Here is an 18,154-nt window from a genome sequence, read left to right on the forward strand (position 1 = left end):
AAGTAAACTATTTTATACTTCAAGGTGGTTTTATATATGAAAGAAAATGAAGATATACAAACGAAAGAAGTAATTCAGCAAGTAGGTCAGCTATTAAGACAAATTCGAAATGAACAAAAATTAAGTTTAGAAGAATTAGCCCAAAAAACAGGGGTTAGTAAATTAACATTAGGAAAAATTGAGAGAGGCGAAACGAATCCAACGTTAGCTGTCATTTGGAAAATAACGAAAGGGTTATCGATTCCTTTATCGAGATTAATGGTTGTTGGAGAACCTGTAGCTGTTGCGCGCTGCGGAGAAGGATTTGCAGTAGATGTAGGACAAGCATGGCATTTAGAAACGATGTTCCGTTACACGAAAGAAACAGGGATGGAAATGCATCGTGCTTGTTTAAGAGCGAATAGTATATATGAACCGGAAGCTCATCATGAAGGAGCAATTGAGCTTGTAACAGTAATGAAAGGGAAAGTTTCTATTCAAGTTGAGAATGACGTATATGTGCTAAATGAGTTTGACTCCATTCAGTTTGAAGCTAATAAGAAACATAGTTATAAAAATGAAGAGGATGAAGTGGCGGTATTACATTTAACGATGAAATATTCTTCATGAAAAAATCCCCTATAGAAAAATCTATAGGGGATTTTTTATACGCTATGCTCAAATATATGAAAGAATGTTATTAGTAAGAGCGTGGCATAAGTAATAAACAAATAAAATAAACTAAAAACCCCGTTCCAAAACATAAAATAGCAATGACCCAAAGTATGCGAATGAGAGTAGAGCTAATATCAAAATATTCTCCTAAACCACCGCATATACCAAATAACATTTTATCAGTTTCGGATTTATATAACCTCTTCGACATATTATGATCCTCTCCTTTTTATATCACCGCTGTTATGTATGAGTGATACAGTGTACTTTTATTCTATATGGAAATTTATGAGAAGACCATTAGGTTATATTACATTTTTTTGTGAAAGGACAATACAGTGGATTAATTGTCTTAATTTTCAGTTGGTATTAAAATGAAAATGAGGGTGTGACGTATTTTCTAATATAAGGTGGGGAAATGGTAATGACATTATATTGGTTGACTAATGTAAAGCTTGAAACAGGTTATACATATGAAGAAGCGAAAATTTCACAAACGGAAACTGAGATATGCAGTCTTCTTATTGAAGATGGGCGAATTAAAAGAATTATATCGGGAATCGCCCAAGAGGAAGGAACGTTAACTTTTGATGCTAATCGTTTATTAGTTTTACCAGCTTTTGAAGAGATGCATATTCATATTGATAAAACATATTATAGTGGGCCTTGGAAAGCTTGTATGCCAGCAGAAAATATTTTTACACGTTTTAATGAAGAAAAAACGATTTTACCAAAGCAATTAGCAACTGCTCAAGACAGGGCGGAAAATATGCTAGAGTTATTGCTTCGAAATGGCGCAACAAATATTAGAACGCATTGTAATGTGGATCCGGTTATTGGACTTCGTAATTTAGAGGCAACGTTAGCGGCTTTAGAAACATATAAAGATCGGTTGTCTGGTAGAATAGTTGCATTTCCGCAACATGGATTGTTGCGCAGTAATTCTGTGCAACTTGTAAAAGATGCGATGCGTATGGGCGCACAATTAGTTGGCGGAGTGGACCCAGCTACAGTAGATAATGATATTGAAAAATCATTACATACGATTATGGACATTGCGGTAGAATTTAATGCGGATGTTGATATTCATTTGCACGATGCGAATAACCTTGGAACGTTTACAATGAAGAGATTGGCAAGTCTAACGGAAGAAGCAGGATGGCAAGGTCGTGTAACAATTAGTCATGCGCTTGGACTTGGTGGTGTTACTGATAAAGAAGCTGAAGAAGTGGCAGAAAGACTAGCAGCATTAAAGATTGATATCACTTCAACTGTTCCAATCGGTAAACAAGTAATCCCAATTCCATTACTAGATAAAAAAGGAGTTAAAGTTTCATTAGGAAATGATAGTATTACAGATCATTGGTCTCCGTTTGGCACAGGTGATATGCTTCAAAAGGTAAATCGATTGGCAGAACGATTTGGTTGGAGTGATGAAAGGTCTTTAGGGAAAGCTCTTCGTTTTATTACAGGAGGGAAAGCTACGCTAAACGATGAAGGCAAGAGATTATGGCCAAATGTAGGAGATGAGGCAAGTTTTGTCTTGACGAATGCAACATGCGCCGCGGAAGCAGTGGCTCGTCAAACAGAGAAGCGTGTAGTTATGTATAAAGGGAATGTTGTTATAGGGGATTTAGATCAAGTGAAATCTGATAATCTTGTATAGAGGAATCGTTTAGATGTTTTGAGAAGGGTTCTAATTGTGAAAATAGAACCCTTCTTTTTTATTTAGTAGAAACAGGGAAGTACTATACTTCCTTATAAGGAAGCAAGAAGGGATGAAAAGTTTGGACAATCAACATAATCAAAATCATATTATGGGAACTTTGCAATGGTTTATTTTTTTATTAGCAAACTCAATCGCGCTACCAATTGTTGTTGGCGGATTATTTCATCTTACGACGGAAGAAGTATTTTATTTAATGCAGCGTACGTTTTTCGTAGTTGGTATATCTTCTTTTTTACAAGGATGGCTTGGACATAAGCTTCCGATTGCGGATGGACCAGCTGGATCTTGGGTTGGTGTATTTACCGTGCTTGCTTATGCAACTGTAGGACAGGATCAATTACATAGTACATTGCAAATTTTAGAATTAGGAATGATGGTTGCGGGAGTTGTTTTAATAGGGCTAGGAGTAACGGGAGTTATCGGGCGTATTTTATTTTTATTTACGCCGCTCGTGACAGGGACGTTCTTACTTTTATTATGTTTACAATTAAGTGGTGTATTTTTAAAAGGAATGCTAGGAATTACAGCTACTGTTTCTCAAATTGATGGATTTACAGCATTAATTGCTTTTGGCATATTTTTATTCGTAGTCATACTCTCCAACTTTGGAAAAGGGTTTGTTAAAAGTTATGCGGTTTTAATAGGGCTAATTAGTGGCTGGATTATTTTTCTCATTGCAGGAAAAGTGACGATCCCATCTCAAGTAACTCATTTTGTGCAACTTCCACATATATTCGCGTGGGGAATTCCAAAATGGAATACAGGTATGGCTGTATCAAGTTTCGTTATGGTATGTATTTTAGTTTCAAATACAGTGGCAGCTATTATAGCAATCAATCAAGCTACGATTCATAAAGCGACTATTGAACAAAAACAGTTGAGAAATGGTACGTGGGTCGGAGGGATTTCGCATATGATTTCCTCTTTGTTTTCAACTGTAGGTGTCGTTCCATTACCAGCAACGGCAGGTTTCATACGTTTAACAAATCAAAAGTACATGCGTTCATTCTTATTTGCATGCGTACTATTAGTCGGTATGTCGCTGTTTCCAAGTATTATCCGCTACTTAGCCTCTCTGCCATCCGCGGTCGCATCTGCGGTTTTAATGGCTTCGTTCGTACAGCTAATTGGAATTGGGTTTCATAATATAAAACAAGTGCCAATGAGCGAAAGGAATATAACGATTTTAGGAGTTGCTATATTATTTGGAAGTGGTGTTATGTTTTTACCGTCTGGAGCACTCCAATCCTTGCCGTCTGTGATGCAATATATATTCGGAAATGGTTTGTTCGTAGGTACAGTTGTCAGCATATTACTAGAACAAATATGGTGTACTGAAAAGTAAGTGGATAAAAAGAGTGTACGCACTGTATAAAAGTCTAAAATAACATAAGAAATAAAGCCCATTTTCATTCACCACCTGCACATTTCGTTCATACAATATCTTGACTAAATAAACACCCAACTTACACATATACAGCTCTGGCTTAAGCAAGGAGGGTTATACCAGTTGAAGGAAAAAGCGTATCAATCTAAACCGTTACTCACAAAGAGAGAAAGAGAAGTATTTGAATTACTGGTTCAAGATAAAACGACGAAGGAAATTGCAGGTGAACTGTTTATAAGTGAAAAAACAGTACGTAATCACATCTCAAACGCAATGCAAAAGCTAGGGGTTAAAGGACGTTCACAAGCAGTTGTTGAGCTTCTTCGTATGGGAGAGCTCGAACTATAAGAAAGCAGCCGACTTTTATACAAGAGGTCGGCTATTTTTTTGTTTGTTTCATGCTCCATATGAATGATAAGAATGTTTCCTACATAAATAGGTAGTAAGGAGGGGATATGTTGAAAAGGGTATTATTAGTTTCAACAAGCGCTCATAACTTGAATGGACACCCGACTGGTTTATGGCTTGAAGAGCTCGCAGCTCCGTATAATTTATTTAGAAAGGCTAAGTTCGATGTTGATCTTGTATCTATAGAAGGTGGAAGGGTACCTATTGATAGAGTGTCAATTCCAAATGGGATACCTCGTGAATTTAAGCAGGTAGCTATGATATTGCAAAGTACGAAGCCGATTTCGAAGGTTCATTTTTCAGATTATGATGCAGTTTTATTTGGTGGTGGGCACGGGGCTATTGTAGATTTTCCTGGTAATACATATGTAGCGAATTTGATTGTAAATATGTATAACAATAACCGGGTTGTAGCGGCTGTTTGTCACGGGGTAAGTTCTTTAGTTGGTGTGAAAAATAAAGATGGCTCGTTTTTTGTTGCCGGTAAGCGTATAACAGGTTATACAAACGATGAAGAAAAAGCTGTACATTTAGAAAAGCGAGTTCCTTTTTTGCTAGAAAGTAAGTTGAAAGAAGAAGGGGCATTATTTTATGTGGCACCTAATTTCACGCCGCATGTTGTAGTAGATGGGCGTTTGATTACAGGGCAGAATCCGCAGTCTAGTGTGGGAATAGGTAAGGCTATAAAAAGAGCTGTAAATAAGTTATAGAAAAGGTGCCCGCTACTAACAAAGGTAGCGGGTACTTTTTATGTATAGCGTAGATTGAAATTGTAATAAACTAAAAAGACGTAATGAGTATAATAACTTCATTTATAAACATTCATGAATTTGCTATACTATTTTGTATGAACAAAAGAGGAGGCTCTTTTAAATGAGAAAAGTAGCGTGTGCAAATACTTATATTAATAAAATAAAGCCCGTTATTCGAAAGACGAGTTTTAGCCAATTAAAAATAGATGAAATTGCGAAATATATGGATATTAGTAAAGCTACTTTATATAAACGTTTTTCTTCGAAAGATGAGATTATTGAGGCAGTAGTAGAGGATTTTATAAACTATCTTCTTGAAGGAGATGCGGATAATCAAGATGAAAGTATGTCGTTTACAGAACGTTTCCAAAAGACGTTTATCCATTCTTTAAAATGTGTGACGTATATTTCGGATGTCTTTTTACAAGATTTGAAAGAAGCGTATCCGCATTTGTCGGATCAATTAGTCGCTGCACAACAAAATCGCAATCGTAATTTGCAAATGTTTTTTGAGTCGGGTATGGAACAAGGTTACTTTAATAAAATGAATGCGCAACTATTTATGGTGCAAGATGATGTGATGTTAAGACGCATTATAGATCATACTTTTTGCATTCAGTACGATATTACGTTAAAGCAAGCGATACTTGATTTCTACAATTTGAAGAAATATCAACTGTTTAAACCGGAATTTTTAGATGTAGTTGATGATTCTGAAATTGAAAAAGAAATTAAAGCTAATTTACAAATGATTTCGTAAAAAAAGCAGATTTCCCTTACTAGAGGGAAATCTGCTTTTTTAGTACATATTATTTTTGCAACTGTTTTAATACTAATTCAGCTACTGGACCACCTGAAGCAGGGTTTTGACCAGTAATTACACGATTATCTTCTACAGCGTAAGCTTCCCAAGGCTGCGCAGCTTTTTCGTAAAGTCCCCCATATTTAACGAGTTCATCTTCTGTTAAAAATGGAACGAATTGATCTAATTCAGCTAGTTTCTCTTCTTCATTTGAGAATCCTGTTACTTTTTTATCGTTAATTAAACGATCCCCGTTACTTAATGTGATATGGAATAAACCAGCAGCTCCGTGACAAACAGAGGAAACAATTCCGCCATTTTCATAAATGTTGCGGCTAATCTTTTGAAGTTCTTTGTTTTCTGGGAAGTCCCAAATAACTCCGTGACCACCCGCGTAATAAATAACAGCGTAGTCTTCTTGATTCACTTCACTCGGTTTCATTGTAGAACCGAGACGATTCATAAATTCTTTCTTTTGATACCATTCCCAATCGATGCTCTCCGCCATCGCTAAACTATGCGGATCAATCGGTGTATAACCACCTTGTGGACTGACATAATCTACTTCGTAACCAGCTTCTTCTACTTTTTTAACGAAATGGACAGCTTCACCAAGCCAAAGCCCAGTAGCTCTATTTAAATTTGGGTATCTTTCTACGCTCGTTAATACAACTAACATTTTTTTCTTCATCATAATCCTCCTGTAATGTTTCTTCTATATAAAAGTTCTTTATTTACTTGATTTTATTAAGTTAGAAATTGCAAATTTGAATAACCATGTCAGTCCCCCTTATACCGGATTCGAAATTAGTGTATAACAATTTTTGGACAAAGTAAACTAAAAACACTAAAACAGTTTACTTTGTATATTTTTCGTTGACAAACTGTAATGCTGAAACTATGATAGTTCCATGAATATCGAACAACATAATGTTACGTTTCGAATTCAATTTGTCGCGCGATAAATTTATACATTTGATGAAGTTGCTTAGTAGTGATAGAGGAGCTAAACAACTTCATGTTTCATTTACAGTTACTACAATCAGAAGAGGTGTTACGCATGGGGAAAGATATAAGTAACCATTCAAAATGGTTTGTTTTCACATTATGTTTTATCGTTTTATTAGGACCGATGAATGCGGTTTTATTTAATGTAGCGTTAGAGGATATTGCTAATGATTTATCTATTAGTCAATCGAAAGTAAGTTGGGTTGTAGTAGGTTATTCTTTAGTTGTCGGTATTGGTTCGATGATATATGGGAAGTTGGCTGATCGTTATAGCGTAAAAAAACTATTGATTATTTCAATTATCATATTTGTAGCGGGTTCTATTATTGGATTTATGAATCAATCTTATGCGATTACCATTCTTGCAAGATTAGTGCAGGCGAGTGGGGGCGCGGCGTTTATTGCGCTTAGTATGATTGCAGTGGCAAAATTAGTTGCTCCTGCTAAGAAGCCTGGTGCATTAGCGATGATTAGTTCTTCTATTGCATTAGCAATAGGCATTGGTCCTTTAGTTGGCGGGGCTATTACAAATACATTAGGGTGGCCATATTTATTTTTATTTATGGTTATTTCAGTAGTTGGGATTTTCTTGCTTATAAAATTTATGCCAGAAGAAGCGCAGCATACGGATGAAGTGTTTCATTTTGATTACATTGGAGCGGCGTTATTATTTGCATTCATTACGACTGTTTTATTAGGTGTCAATATTAATAGTTGGCTATTTGTGTTATCGGTAGCTTTCTTATTTTTATTCACGGTTCGTATGAAGAACGCGGAGCATCCATTTATTGATATTGAGTTATTTTCGAACAAACCATTTTTTCGTTTAATAGCGGTCGGGTTTATAATTAATGTGGCGTTATGTGCTAGTCTATTATTATTGCCATCACTGTTAGGAAGAGTGCACGGATTGTCGCCATTCGTTATCGGAATTGCACTGTTTGTTGCATCACTCTTTGGTATTGTATCTAGTTTTATTACGGGAAAGATTGTCCCTTCGTTTGGAAATGTGAATATGATTTATGTAGCGTCTGTCATTATGATCGTTGGCTTTTTAATTTTAGGGCTTATTCCGAACGGGAACTTAATCATTATTTTAGTGGCGGTTATTTTAACATTTATGAGTTATTCAGCTATTCAAGTATCATTAAACACATTTATACCGAAAACATTACATCCAGCTAAAGTTGGAGTCGGTCTTGGTTTATATAATTTAATTAACTTTTTCGGTATGGCATTTGGACCAGCTGTAGCGAGCAAGGTTATGGAATCTACAAATAGTTATCGTTTGAATTTTATTTTAATCATCATTTTAATTTCTGCTCATTTCTTCTTATTAATAGGAATGTCTTCTTTTCAAAAAAAGATGGAGCAATAAAGTGAAACTTTAATTAGTGGGATAAATGCGTATTTTATATAGAAGAAACCGCCTTTCATATAGAAGGTCGGTTATTTTTCTGTCTTGCAAATTATGAAAAAAAGGAGCAAAATAAAAAAGGTCCTGATCTATATAGGTACAAATGAAAATTTTTATACAGGGGCACTTTAAGTTAGCGAACTTAAAGTGTGTAAAATATACTGATAAACATAAAAGATGATGAATGAGAAAACGGGTGATTAAGTTGAATAGAGCGATCGGTGTTATTGATTCAGGAGTGGGCGGTTTAACAGTAGCGAAGGAATTAATTCGTCAGTTGCCGAAAGAGCGTATTATATATTTAGGGGATACAGCACGTTGCCCTTATGGTCCGCGTTCTCGTGAAGAAGTGCGTCAATTTACGTGGGAAATGACGAAGCATTTATTAGATTTAAATATCAAAATGTTAGTTATTGCGTGTAATACAGCAACTGCGGTTGTCTTAGAAGAAATGCAGAAACAATTACCAATTCCAGTAGTTGGAGTTATTCATCCAGGATCACGTACAGCTTTAAAAGTGACAAATACGTATCATGTTGGGATTATTGGAACGATTGGAACAGTAAAAAGTGGCGCCTATGAAGAGGCACTAAAGTCTATTAATAACCGTGTTATGGTAGAAAGTTTAGCGTGCCCACCTTTCGTTGAGCTTGTAGAGAGTGGGAATTTCGAAAGTGAAATGGCGTATGAAGTTGTAAGAGAAACATTGCAACCGTTGAAAAGTACTGACATTGATACGCTTATTCTAGGATGTACACATTATCCTATTTTAGGTCCTGTTATTAAAAAGGTAATGGGGGATCAAGTACAATTAATTAGTTCGGGTGATGAAACAGCGCGTGAGGTAAGCACGATTTTATACCATAGTAAGATGTTAAATGAGGGAGAAGAACAAAGTGATCATCTCTTCTTAACGACTGGTAAAGTAGGCCTGTTTAAAGAAATTGCATCAAAGTGGTTCGGTCAGCCGATTGAAAATGTGAAGCATATCAATTTAGAAACAGAATAATAGTAGATTCATATAAGAGAACTCCTGAGAAATCAGGGGTTTTTTCTGTGTAAGTAGCTATAGCTTGTTCTAAAATATGAAACAGCTCGTATACATAATAGTACAAACTTAGATTTTAGGGGGGAATGGCATGCCTAAATCCACTTTTAAATGGGTTGTTGGTGCTACTGTGAGTGCGATTTTATTATCAGGGTGTGGCTTGTTAAATCAAGAGAAAGCGACAGAACAAATTGATCCGCCAAAAAAAGTTACGTATACAGAAGGTGAAAAGAAAGAAACTGCTAAAAAAGATAAACAAGAGCAAACAGTAAATAGAGAGTTATACCTCGTTGATAAAAATGGATATGTTGTACCGCAAACTATTGCAATGCCTACTCCGAAAGCGAATGAAGTTGTACAGCAAACGTTAGAGTATCTTGTGAAAGATGGACCAGTTACAAATTTATTACCAAATGGATTTCGAGCAGTCCTTTCAGCGAATACGACGATGACCTTGAATTTGAAAAAAGGCGGGACAGCAGTAATTGATTTCTCTAAAGAAATGAAAAATTATTCAAAAGAAGAAGAACGTCAAATTGTTGAATCAGTAGCGTGGACTTTGACTCAATTTACAGAAATAAAACAAGTGCAGTTCCAAATAAATGGTGAAAAATTAGCGAAGATGCCTGTTGCGGGTACACCGCTTGGTGAAGGTGTAAGTCGTGCGAATGGAATTAACTTTGATGATGAACAAGTAGCAGATGTGACGCATACAAAACCGGTTACACTTTACTTTATGGCGCAAAATAATAAGCAGCAATATTACGTACCGGTAACAAGGCGCGTTGCAGAAGGAAAAGAAAATGATTACTCGGCAATTGTGGATGAGCTTGTAAAAGGTCCGATTCAAGGATCGCTACTAAATGATTTTAATCCAGGAGCTAAGCTTATTACGAATCCGAAAGTGAAGGACGGAAATATTACATTAAACTTTAATGAAAATATATTTGTGAACCCAGACAAAAATATGATTTCAAATTATGTGTTGAAATCGTTAGTCTTATCTTTAACGGAAAAACAAGGTGTGAAAAATGTTTCTATTGAAGTGAATGGGAAAGCAAATCTTATGGATGAGAAAGGTGAAAAGTTAATAAAACCTGTTAATCGTCCACAAAACGTGAATACAGGTAGTTTTTAATCGCGAATAATTTGATATACTTATGTAAGAAAGGGGAATTGCTTTTTGAGTTCCCCTTCTTTTATTGTTATACATATCGTACATTTAAATTTGGCTATACTAATGAGAGTATTTATGAGGGGGTTATTTTTATGCGAGTAGATGGTAGAGGAAAAGCAGAGCTACGCCATATACATATTCATACAAATTATTTAAAACATCCAGAGGGATCAGTACTAATTGAAGTTGGGGATACAAAGGTAATTTGTTCAGCGACAATTGAAGAGCGTGTACCGCCGTTTATGCGCGGAGAAGGAAAAGGCTGGGTAACAGCAGAATATTCAATGATTCCACGTGCGACAGAGCAACGTACAATCAGGGAGTCAAGTAAAGGGAAAGTAACAGGGCGCACAATGGAGATCCAGCGTTTAATTGGACGAGCATTGCGTGCGGTTGTTGATTTAGAAGCACTTGGCGAAAGAACGGTTTGGATTGACTGTGATGTAATTCAAGCGGATGGCGGAACGAGAACAGCTTCTATTACAGGTGCTTATGTAGCGATGGTATTAGCTTTTGAAAAATTATTGCAAGCAGACAAAGTATCTAAAATTCCGGTGAAAGATTATTTAGCGGCAACGTCAGTAGGTGTTGTTGAAGAACAAGGTGTTGTTTTAGATTTAAATTATGCTGAAGATTCTAAAGCAGACGTTGATATGAACGTTATTATGACTGGAAAAGGTCAGTTTGTTGAAGTACAAGGAACTGGAGAAGAAGCGACGTTTAGCAGAGCTGAATTAAATGAATTACTTGATGCTGCTGAACAAGGGATTTTCCAACTTGTTGAAAAGCAAAAAGAAGCATTAGGTGACATCGTATCTCATATAGAGTAGAGGTGGAAAATATGAAGCAAGTTGTTGTAGCGACGAAAAATCTTGGGAAAGTACGTGAGTTTGCTGAGTTATTTGAGAGATTTGACTTAGAAGTGAAATCTTTACACGATTTTCCTCATATTGAAGAAGTCGAAGAAACTGGTGAAACATTTGAAGAAAATGCAATTTTAAAGGCGGACAGTCTTAGTAGACAGTTGAATTCCATCGTAATTGCGGATGACTCTGGTCTTATTGTAGATGCCTTAAACGGGAAACCAGGTGTGTATTCAGCTCGTTTTGCTGGGGAGCCGAAAGATGATCAGGCGAATATAGATAAGGTGTTACAAGGGTTAACTGACTTCGATTTAGAAAAACGTACAGCTCGTTTTTACTGTGCGCTAGCAGTTGCTTTCCCTGAAGTGGATAAAGAGCCGGTTATTGTAAACGGAACGTGCGAAGGGAAAATTCTAGAACAGCGCCGCGGGGAAAATGGTTTCGGATACGATCCGATTTTTTATGTAGAAGAATATAAAAAATCGATGGCTGAGCTAAATTCGGATGAGAAAAATGCGATTAGTCACCGCGGACGCGCTCTTCGTAAATTAGAAGAAAAAATCCCAGAATGGTTTTTAGAAGAATAAGGGAGAGAGATTGATGAAAGCTTTAATCGTAAGCGATAGTCATAGCTCTGTGAAGGAATTACAGCAGTTAAAAGAGAATTACGAAGGGAAAGTAGATATCATGATTCATTGTGGTGATTCAGAGCTAACGCCTGCTCACGAAGAGCTACAAGGTTTCCAAGTTGTAAAAGGGAATTGTGATTATGCTAACTTTCAAGATGAAATTGTAACTGATGTAGATAGAATTCGTTTCTTAGTTGTACACGGTCATCGTCATAATGTGAAAATGACGTTACAAACGTTAGCGTATCATGCAGGAGAAGTAGGAGCGCAAGTAGCATGCTTTGGACATTCTCATATATTAGGGGCAGAATTAATTGATGGGATTTTATTTATTAATCCAGGAAGTATTTTGCTCCCGCGCTCTCGTGTGGAAAAAACATTCGCTTTATTAGAAATGGATGAAAATCATATAGAAGTTCGTTTTGAAACATTAGATGGACAGCTGGTGGAACAAGCAATTTTTAAAAGAGGATAAGAAAAATTATCCTCTTTTAAAAAAGTGTTGACTTTATAAGTAGTTATGAATATAATAAATATTGTCGATAGGGCAACAGCGCTAACGAAGAAAAATAAAATAACATATGCGGGTGTAGTTTAGTGGTAAAACAAGAGCCTTCCAAGCTCTGGTCGAGAGTTCGATTCTCTTCACCCGCTCCATGTCCCAGTAGCTCAGCCGGATAGAGCATACGCCTTCTAAGCGTACGGTCGGGAGTTCGAATCTCTCCTGGGACGCTAACAAAACCTTGTTATCTTTTGATAACAAGGTTTTTTGTTTGTTTTAAATTAGTTATTAATAAATTTTTCAAAGACAAAACCGTAATCTTTCACGTTATATTGCTTTTTCGTATCAACGAGCCAGTTAAAGGCGATCTCGTTCATCTCTTTAAACTGTTCTGCTAAATTTACTTGTGCATTTGAAATACGGCTGAAAGCGTTAGATGCCATATCTAAACTTTTATGTGCATACTGCAATTTAATGTCGTTGTCGTATGAAATTTCTTCGATTTTAAGAAGAGCCTTATATAAATCTTTTAATTCTTCAATATGTTTTTTATGAACATCAATTGAGTAATGCTCATCTCCCATTTGAAATTTAATTTCTACATCTAAATCAATCGTTCCTGCAGTTTCAAGTGCTACGTTTTTAATTTGATATTTACTATAGCTAAAGCGGCGTAATGTACGTTTTTTGCTTGTGGCACTTGTACCATCTAGGTGAATTAATCCTTTGTTTGTGAAACAATATTCATCTGATTTAGATTTAATAAGAAAGTAAATTTTCTCCCCATCTTCATGCATTACGTAATCATCAGCATCGACCTTATCGTAATCTTTTGGTGTGATAACGGAACCTACATCGCTTAATCCTAAAACGTCAGCTGCCATTTTTTTGAACATATATAATCCCCCTTGTAAATTAAATTCTTAATTGTACAAAAATATATTAACATGATTTTAAATCTATTTTTGAAATCTTACAACTCTGTAAGGTAAGTGTAAGGAAGTTCGATGGTAACAAATTACTAATCCTATATAATGAAGATAACAACGATAAATGAGGAGGAAGAGATGATGAAAGGATTAATCGTAACGGGTTTAACAGTAGCTTTTGGGTTTGTGGCGTATGAAAAGTTAACATATGTAATTGATGTTGTAAAACATTTAGTAGCGTAGAAAAAACTGCCATGAGAGGGAAAGGGAATGAGTGAATGAATGGAATGGTTATTTGGAATTATAGGTACTTGTAGTGTAGTTTTATTGTTCTTTGTCCCGAGTGGTATACTCAGTTCGACAACGAGTTTGTTCTTTTTAAGTTTGTTTGCTTGTACGATGCTCATTATTATGTTTTTAATGAAGCGAAGTAAACCAATCTTCTATTTTAGCATGATTGTTATGGCAATTATTGTTCTCCAAATTATTACCCTTGTTATATACCCCACAATTATAAAAGCTTTCCATTAATGATGAACCCTCTGCCGTCTGTTGCTGAGGGTTTTTGTTTGTGAAAAATGAATTTCATTTAGAAGTTTGTTGTTTTTTGTTATGAAAATAGAATATTCCTATATTTCAAATAAATAATTTTGGAATGTTGTGTTCTCATTACGCATTTGATATATTTACTTTGAAGATCATTAAAATCTAGAAAAAGAGGCGGACGTATGGATAAAAAAGAAAATACGGTCGTATTGTTTCCGCAACTATCAGAACGCTATATTGATAAAGGTTTTTTAGCGTTGAAAGAGCGGGAATTCGAAGATGCATTGCGCTGCTTTGAAATATTACGTCAGTATAATGCAGAAACGGAACAAACAGAATTAGCTTCCGTTATTTGTTTGCTAGAATTAAAACGTATGGAAGAAGCGAAAGAAAAATGTGAGCAGTTGCTTGAAACAGGAGCTGTATTATTTGGTGATATTCTTGAAACGTATGTAACTATTTTAGTTCAAACAAATGATTATGAAGGTGTCATTGAAACTGTTGAGGAAGTTTTGCAAACGAAAGATATAATTCCTGAGCAAAAGGAAAAATTGGCGCAGCTTGCTTTGTTTGCGCAAGGGATGCTGAATGAAGAAGATAAACCGCTAGTGGATTCGAATTTTGAATTAGAAGAATTTACCGATGGGCTTTTTGGAGAAAACTTTGGTCAAAAGCTAAGAGTGATCCAGAAACTTTCGTTAAAAGACCTGGATCTCGCACTTCCTACTTTAAAGAAATTTTTAATAGACGAAGATCAGCATCCTTATTTAAAAACTTCTATTTTGTATAAAATGGTAGAAAATCAAATAGAAGAAGAGATAGAAGTAGAGAAGTTTGGAAATACGATAAAGGTGATTCCAGCATTTACAGGTCATAATGAGGAGCAATCCGATAAAATTATACATAAATTCTCAAACCGATTAGAGCAAAATTATCCAGATATATTTAGTACGATGGTTACATACTGGAAAGAATTACAAATTAGCGTTTTTCCGTTCCCTCTATTAATGGATAAAGTAGAAATTTGGGCTGCTGTCTTAGAGAGAATTGGAAGAAAGCGTTTCGGATTGGCTATTGATGAAGAAGAACTTATGACAGCATACAATATTGAGTTTGAGGAATTTCATATTGCCTATCAATGGTTACTGCGCATTGAAAGAGAAGGGTATTTGCCCGTATAATTATGAAAAAGAATCGTTCAGTTATTGAAACGAGCACATTCTATGTTATAATGTAAGGGTTGCAAAAGGCAGAAATCTGCCTGTTTGTAAGAGAAGAGAAGTATAATTCTCTTACTTAATATGTTTCATATTAGTCTCGAACAAAATATACCGTAGTTGTCTTTTAGACAATTAGTAGATTGGAACATTGTATCTGAAAGCTTTTTGCTAGAGGGTTATTTGTACATTTGTTATTTCAAGAAAGAGATAATAAAAATTTTGATCTATAAAGGTATGTGCATACATTATTATAGTTGGAGGGAAAGAATAAATGTCTACAAAATGGGAAAAATTAGAAGGTAACGTTGGCGTTTTAACAATCGAAGTTGATGCTAAAGAAGTAAATAACTCTATCGACGCTGCATTCAAAAAAGTAGTAAAAACAATTAATGTACCAGGTTTCCGTAAAGGGAAAATGCCTCGTCCATTATTCGAACAACGCTTTGGTATTGAATCTTTATACCAAGATGCTTTAGATATCATCTTACCAAAAGCATACGGTGAAGCAATCGATGAAGCTGGTATCTTCCCAGTTGCTCATCCTGAGATTGACATCGAGAAATTCGAAAAAGGCCAAAACTTAATTTTCACTGCAAAAGTTACTGTAAAACCTGAAGTTAAATTAGGTGATTACAAAGGTTTAGCAGTAGAAAAAGTTGAAACAACTGTAACTGACGAGGATGTAGAGAACGAAGTAAAAGCTTTACAAGAGCGTCAAGCTGAACTAGTTGTTAAAGAAGAAGGAACTGCTGCAGATGGTGATACAGCTGTAATCGACTTCGAAGGTTTCGTTGATGGCGAAGCATTTGAAGGCGGAAAAGGCGAAAACTATTCTCTTGCAATCGGTTCTGGTACTTTCATCCCAGGTTTCGAAGAGCAAGTAATTGGTCTTAAATCTGGTGATTCTAAAGAAGTTGAAGTATCATTCCCAGAAGAGTACCATGCTGCTGAATTAGCTGGTAAACCAGCAACATTCAAAGTAACAATTCACGAAATCAAAACAAAAGAACTTCCTGAGTTAAACGACGAGTTCGCTAAAGATGCTGACGAAGAAGTTGCAACTCTTGATGAATTAAAAACAAAACTTCGTACAAACTTAGAAGAAGGCAAAAAGCACGAAGCTGAGCACAAAGTACGTGACGAAGTAGTAGAATTAGCTGCTGCTAACGCTGAAATCGACATTCCAGAAGCTATGATCGACACTGAGTTAGATCGTATGGTTCGTGAATTCGAGCAACGTTTAAGCCAACAAGGTATGAACCTTGAGCTTTACTACCAATTCACAGGTACTGACGCTGACAAATTAAAAGAGCAAATGAAAGAGGATGCACAAAAACGTGTAAGAATCAATCTTGTTCTTGAAGCTATCATTGAAGCTGAAAACATCGAAGTTACTGAAGAAGAAGTAACTGCAGAAGTTGAAAAAATGGCTGAAATGTACGGTATGCCAGTAGACGCTATCAAGCAAGCTCTTGGAAGCGTAGACGCTTTATCTGAAGATCTTAAAGTGCGTAAAGCTGTAGACTTCTTAGTAGACAACGCTGCATAATAAAATAACAAGGCGCGATTTTAATCGTGCCTTGTTTTATAAATATAGAAATATATTTATAAAACTTTTCGATGAAGAAGGAAAAGTACCTTTGTAAGTCGAATATACATATTTCAAAAGTTTTAAAATTTTTTTATTTGTACATAACTAGTCATATTATTTGTATTTCTCGCTACGTAGTGACATAATATGTATTTACATACGATACATTTATCGTGTACATACGAAGGCAAGAGGTTAGCACTTTGTAAGGGGTGTGAAAATATGTTTAAATTTAATGATGAAAAAGGTCAATTAAAATGTTCTTTCTGTGGTAAAACACAAACGCAAGTTCGAAAGTTAGTTGCAGGTCCAGGTGTTTACATTTGTGACGAGTGTATCGAGCTTTGTACTGAAATTGTACAAGAGGAGCTTGCGAAGGACGAAGAAGTAGAATTCAAAGATGTACCGAAACCGGTAGAAATTCGTGAAATCTTAGATGAGTATGTCATCGGACAAGATAACGCGAAAAAAGCACTAGCGGTAGCGGTATATAACCATTACAAACGCATTAATTCTAACAGCAAAATTGATGATGTAGAATTAGCGAAGAGTAATATTTCACTTATTGGGCCAACTGGTAGTGGTAAAACATTATTGGCACAAACATTAGCGCGTATTTTAAATGTTCCATTTGCAATCGCGGACGCAACATCTTTAACAGAAGCTGGATACGTTGGGGAAGATGTAGAAAACATCTTACTAAAACTAATTCAAGCGGCTGATTACGATGTAGAAAAAGCGGAAAAAGGAATTATTTATATTGATGAGATTGATAAAGTGGCACGTAAGTCCGAAAATCCATCAATTACACGTGATGTATCTGGTGAAGGTGTACAGCAGGCACTTCTGAAAATTTTAGAAGGTACTGTAGCGAGCGTTCCACCTCAAGGTGGTCGTAAGCACCCGCATCAAGAGTTTATTCAAATTGATACAACGAACATCCTATTCATTTGTGGTGGAGCGTTTGATGGCATCGAGCCTATTATTAAACGTCGCCTTGGTGAGAAAGTAATTGGATTTGGTGCTGAGAAGAAAAATGCTGATGTAAATGAGAAGCATGTTTTATCTCACGTTTTACCAGAGGATCTTTTAAGATTCGGTTTAATTCCGGAGTTTATCGGTCGTCTTCCAGTTATTGCGAACCTAGAGCCGCTTGATGAAGATGCTCTTGTAGATATTTTAACTAAACCGAAAAATGCACTTGTTAAGCAATTCCAAAAATTATTGGAGCTTGACGATGTTGAGTTAGAGTTTGAAGAAGGTGCACTAGTTGAGATTGCGAAAAAAGCAATTGAACGTAAAACAGGTGCTCGTGGACTTCGTTCTATTATTGAAGGCTTGATGCTTGATGTAATGTTCGAACTTCCATCTCGCAAAGATATCGAGAAGTGTATTCTTACGAAAGAAACAGTAGCTGATAATGAACCACCGAAATTGGTGTTACAAGACGGTACTGTACTTGATACAAAAACATCTGCATAATGCGAAGAAG

The 18,154-nt window shown here is 35.9% G+C and carries 19 protein-coding genes and 2 tRNA genes; 18 read left to right on the forward strand and 3 right to left on the reverse strand.

The features are described 5' to 3' along the window. The first annotated feature begins 36 nt into the window (after window positions 1–36). Window positions 37–609 (forward strand): helix-turn-helix domain-containing protein, encoded by a 573-nt coding sequence (locus MR155_RS00175; RefSeq protein WP_002138507.1) that lies wholly within the window; start codon window positions 37–39, stop codon window positions 607–609. A 70-nt stretch (window positions 610–679) separates the two neighbouring features. Here the strand turns inward: MR155_RS00175 and MR155_RS00180 are convergent, their stop codons facing one another. After that, window positions 680–865 carry a PspC domain-containing protein gene (locus MR155_RS00180; protein ID WP_002129290.1) on the reverse strand — a complete coding sequence of 62 codons (186 nt, stop codon included), beginning with the start codon at window positions 863–865 and terminating at the stop codon, window positions 680–682. A 213-nt stretch (window positions 866–1,078) separates the two neighbouring features. Here MR155_RS00180 and MR155_RS00185 point away from each other — a divergent pair, with 213 nt between their 5' ends. The 5 genes from MR155_RS00185 (at window position 1,079) to MR155_RS00205 (ending at window position 5,690) form a co-directional block, all read left to right on the forward strand. After that, the gene (locus MR155_RS00185) at window positions 1,079–2,320 is read left to right on the forward strand and encodes an amidohydrolase family protein (protein ID WP_219303609.1); all 1,242 of its coding nucleotides are present in this window, start codon (window positions 1,079–1,081) and stop codon (window positions 2,318–2,320) included. Window positions 2,321–2,432: 112 nt separating this feature from the next. After that, window positions 2,433–3,728, forward strand: a complete 1,296-nt coding sequence (locus tag MR155_RS00190; RefSeq protein WP_242307483.1) for a purine/pyrimidine permease — start codon at window positions 2,433–2,435, stop codon at window positions 3,726–3,728. Between the two features lie 165 nt (window positions 3,729–3,893). Next, on the forward strand, window positions 3,894–4,118 hold the full coding sequence (gene gerE, locus MR155_RS00195; protein ID WP_000659484.1) for a spore germination transcription factor GerE: 225 nt from the start codon (window positions 3,894–3,896) through the stop codon (window positions 4,116–4,118). Between the two features lie 107 nt (window positions 4,119–4,225). After that, the gene (locus MR155_RS00200; protein ID WP_242307486.1) at window positions 4,226–4,888 is read left to right on the forward strand and encodes a type 1 glutamine amidotransferase domain-containing protein; all 663 of its coding nucleotides are present in this window, start codon (window positions 4,226–4,228) and stop codon (window positions 4,886–4,888) included. Window positions 4,889–5,051: 163 nt separating this feature from the next. After that, a complete protein-coding gene (locus tag MR155_RS00205) occupies window positions 5,052–5,690 on the forward strand; it encodes a TetR/AcrR family transcriptional regulator (protein ID WP_242307490.1) in 639 nt (212 codons plus the stop codon). A gap of 49 nt (window positions 5,691–5,739) precedes the next feature. Here the strand turns inward: MR155_RS00205 and MR155_RS00210 are convergent, their stop codons facing one another. After that, window positions 5,740–6,423, reverse strand: a complete 684-nt coding sequence (locus tag MR155_RS00210; protein WP_242307493.1) for a type 1 glutamine amidotransferase domain-containing protein — start codon at window positions 6,421–6,423, stop codon at window positions 5,740–5,742. 369 nt (window positions 6,424–6,792) lie between these two features. On the opposite strand from MR155_RS00210, the gene MR155_RS00215 reads away from it, so the two are divergent. The 8 genes from MR155_RS00215 (at window position 6,793) to MR155_RS00250 (ending at window position 12,606) form a co-directional block, all read left to right on the forward strand. Next, the gene (locus MR155_RS00215) at window positions 6,793–8,118 is read left to right on the forward strand and encodes an MFS transporter (RefSeq protein WP_242308241.1); all 1,326 of its coding nucleotides are present in this window, start codon (window positions 6,793–6,795) and stop codon (window positions 8,116–8,118) included. Window positions 8,119–8,353: 235 nt separating this feature from the next. Further along, complete coding sequence (gene racE / locus MR155_RS00220) at window positions 8,354–9,166, forward strand: glutamate racemase (RefSeq protein ID WP_396027160.1); 813 nt, start codon at window positions 8,354–8,356, stop codon at window positions 9,164–9,166. Between the two features lie 130 nt (window positions 9,167–9,296). After that, window positions 9,297–10,343, forward strand: coding sequence for a GerMN domain-containing protein (locus tag MR155_RS00225; RefSeq protein ID WP_242307496.1), 1,047 nt, complete (start codon window positions 9,297–9,299; stop codon window positions 10,341–10,343). Between the two features lie 131 nt (window positions 10,344–10,474). Continuing rightward, window positions 10,475–11,212, forward strand: coding sequence for a ribonuclease PH (rph, locus tag MR155_RS00230; protein WP_002138500.1), 738 nt, complete (start codon window positions 10,475–10,477; stop codon window positions 11,210–11,212). A gap of 11 nt (window positions 11,213–11,223) precedes the next feature. Further along, window positions 11,224–11,832: an XTP/dITP diphosphatase gene (locus tag MR155_RS00235; protein WP_113935654.1), complete on the forward strand. Its 609-nt coding sequence runs from the start codon at window positions 11,224–11,226 to the stop codon at window positions 11,830–11,832. Between the two features lie 13 nt (window positions 11,833–11,845). After that, window positions 11,846–12,349 (forward strand): metallophosphoesterase, encoded by a 504-nt coding sequence (locus MR155_RS00240; RefSeq protein WP_242307498.1) that lies wholly within the window; start codon window positions 11,846–11,848, stop codon window positions 12,347–12,349. Between the two features lie 108 nt (window positions 12,350–12,457). After that, a tRNA-Gly gene (locus tag MR155_RS00245) sits at window positions 12,458–12,531 on the forward strand. 1 nt (window position 12,532) lies between these two features. Beyond that, window positions 12,533–12,606, forward strand: a tRNA-Arg gene (locus MR155_RS00250). 51 nt (window positions 12,607–12,657) lie between these two features. Here the strand turns inward: MR155_RS00250 and MR155_RS00255 are convergent. Next, complete coding sequence (locus MR155_RS00255; RefSeq protein WP_016092377.1) at window positions 12,658–13,272, reverse strand: PH domain-containing protein; 615 nt, start codon at window positions 13,270–13,272, stop codon at window positions 12,658–12,660. A 315-nt stretch (window positions 13,273–13,587) separates the two neighbouring features. Here MR155_RS00255 and MR155_RS00260 point away from each other — a divergent pair, with 315 nt between their 5' ends. From MR155_RS00260 to clpX, 4 genes are all read left to right on the forward strand, one after another. Beyond that, complete coding sequence (locus MR155_RS00260; protein WP_001983650.1) at window positions 13,588–13,836, forward strand: hypothetical protein; 249 nt, start codon at window positions 13,588–13,590, stop codon at window positions 13,834–13,836. A gap of 197 nt (window positions 13,837–14,033) precedes the next feature. Continuing rightward, window positions 14,034–15,032 (forward strand): hypothetical protein, encoded by a 999-nt coding sequence (locus tag MR155_RS00265; RefSeq protein ID WP_002067360.1) that lies wholly within the window; start codon window positions 14,034–14,036, stop codon window positions 15,030–15,032. Window positions 15,033–15,342: 310 nt separating this feature from the next. Further along, complete coding sequence (gene tig, locus MR155_RS00270) at window positions 15,343–16,620, forward strand: trigger factor (protein ID WP_002034203.1); 1,278 nt, start codon at window positions 15,343–15,345, stop codon at window positions 16,618–16,620. A gap of 264 nt (window positions 16,621–16,884) precedes the next feature. After that, window positions 16,885–18,144, forward strand: a complete 1,260-nt coding sequence (clpX, locus tag MR155_RS00275) for an ATP-dependent protease ATP-binding subunit ClpX (protein WP_000472285.1) — start codon at window positions 16,885–16,887, stop codon at window positions 18,142–18,144. Window positions 18,145–18,154 lie beyond the last annotated feature (10 nt).

Origin of the sequence: Bacillus cereus group sp. BfR-BA-01331 (genome assembly GCF_022663915.1) — a bacterium.
GTDB classification, from domain to species: Bacteria; Bacillota; Bacilli; order Bacillales; family Bacillaceae_G; genus Bacillus_A; species Bacillus_A mycoides.

Bases quoted from the DNA above. Each gene is read 5' to 3' on its own strand.
- MR155_RS00175 (WP_002138507.1), top strand. From the start codon at position 37: ATGAAAGAAAATGAAGATATACAAACGAAAGAAGTAATTCAGCAAGTA.
- MR155_RS00180 (WP_002129290.1), bottom strand. From the start codon at position 865: ATGTCGAAGAGGTTATATAAATCCGAAACTGATAAAATGTTATTTGGT.
- MR155_RS00185 (WP_219303609.1), top strand. From the start codon at position 1,079: ATGACATTATATTGGTTGACTAATGTAAAGCTTGAAACAGGTTATACA.
- MR155_RS00190 (WP_242307483.1), top strand. From the start codon at position 2,433: ATGAAAAGTTTGGACAATCAACATAATCAAAATCATATTATGGGAACT.
- MR155_RS00200 (WP_242307486.1), top strand. From the start codon at position 4,226: ATGTTGAAAAGGGTATTATTAGTTTCAACAAGCGCTCATAACTTGAAT.
- MR155_RS00205 (WP_242307490.1), top strand. From the start codon at position 5,052: ATGAGAAAAGTAGCGTGTGCAAATACTTATATTAATAAAATAAAGCCC.
- MR155_RS00210 (WP_242307493.1), bottom strand. From the start codon at position 6,423: ATGAAGAAAAAAATGTTAGTTGTATTAACGAGCGTAGAAAGATACCCA.
- MR155_RS00215 (WP_242308241.1), top strand. From the start codon at position 6,793: ATGGGGAAAGATATAAGTAACCATTCAAAATGGTTTGTTTTCACATTA.
- MR155_RS00225 (WP_242307496.1), top strand. From the start codon at position 9,297: ATGCCTAAATCCACTTTTAAATGGGTTGTTGGTGCTACTGTGAGTGCG.
- rph (WP_002138500.1), top strand. From the start codon at position 10,475: ATGCGAGTAGATGGTAGAGGAAAAGCAGAGCTACGCCATATACATATT.
- MR155_RS00235 (WP_113935654.1), top strand. From the start codon at position 11,224: ATGAAGCAAGTTGTTGTAGCGACGAAAAATCTTGGGAAAGTACGTGAG.
- MR155_RS00240 (WP_242307498.1), top strand. From the start codon at position 11,846: ATGAAAGCTTTAATCGTAAGCGATAGTCATAGCTCTGTGAAGGAATTA.
- MR155_RS00255 (WP_016092377.1), bottom strand. From the start codon at position 13,272: ATGTTCAAAAAAATGGCAGCTGACGTTTTAGGATTAAGCGATGTAGGT.
- MR155_RS00260 (WP_001983650.1), top strand. From the start codon at position 13,588: ATGGAATGGTTATTTGGAATTATAGGTACTTGTAGTGTAGTTTTATTG.
- MR155_RS00265 (WP_002067360.1), top strand. From the start codon at position 14,034: ATGGATAAAAAAGAAAATACGGTCGTATTGTTTCCGCAACTATCAGAA.
- tig (WP_002034203.1), top strand. From the start codon at position 15,343: ATGTCTACAAAATGGGAAAAATTAGAAGGTAACGTTGGCGTTTTAACA.
- clpX (WP_000472285.1), top strand. From the start codon at position 16,885: ATGTTTAAATTTAATGATGAAAAAGGTCAATTAAAATGTTCTTTCTGT.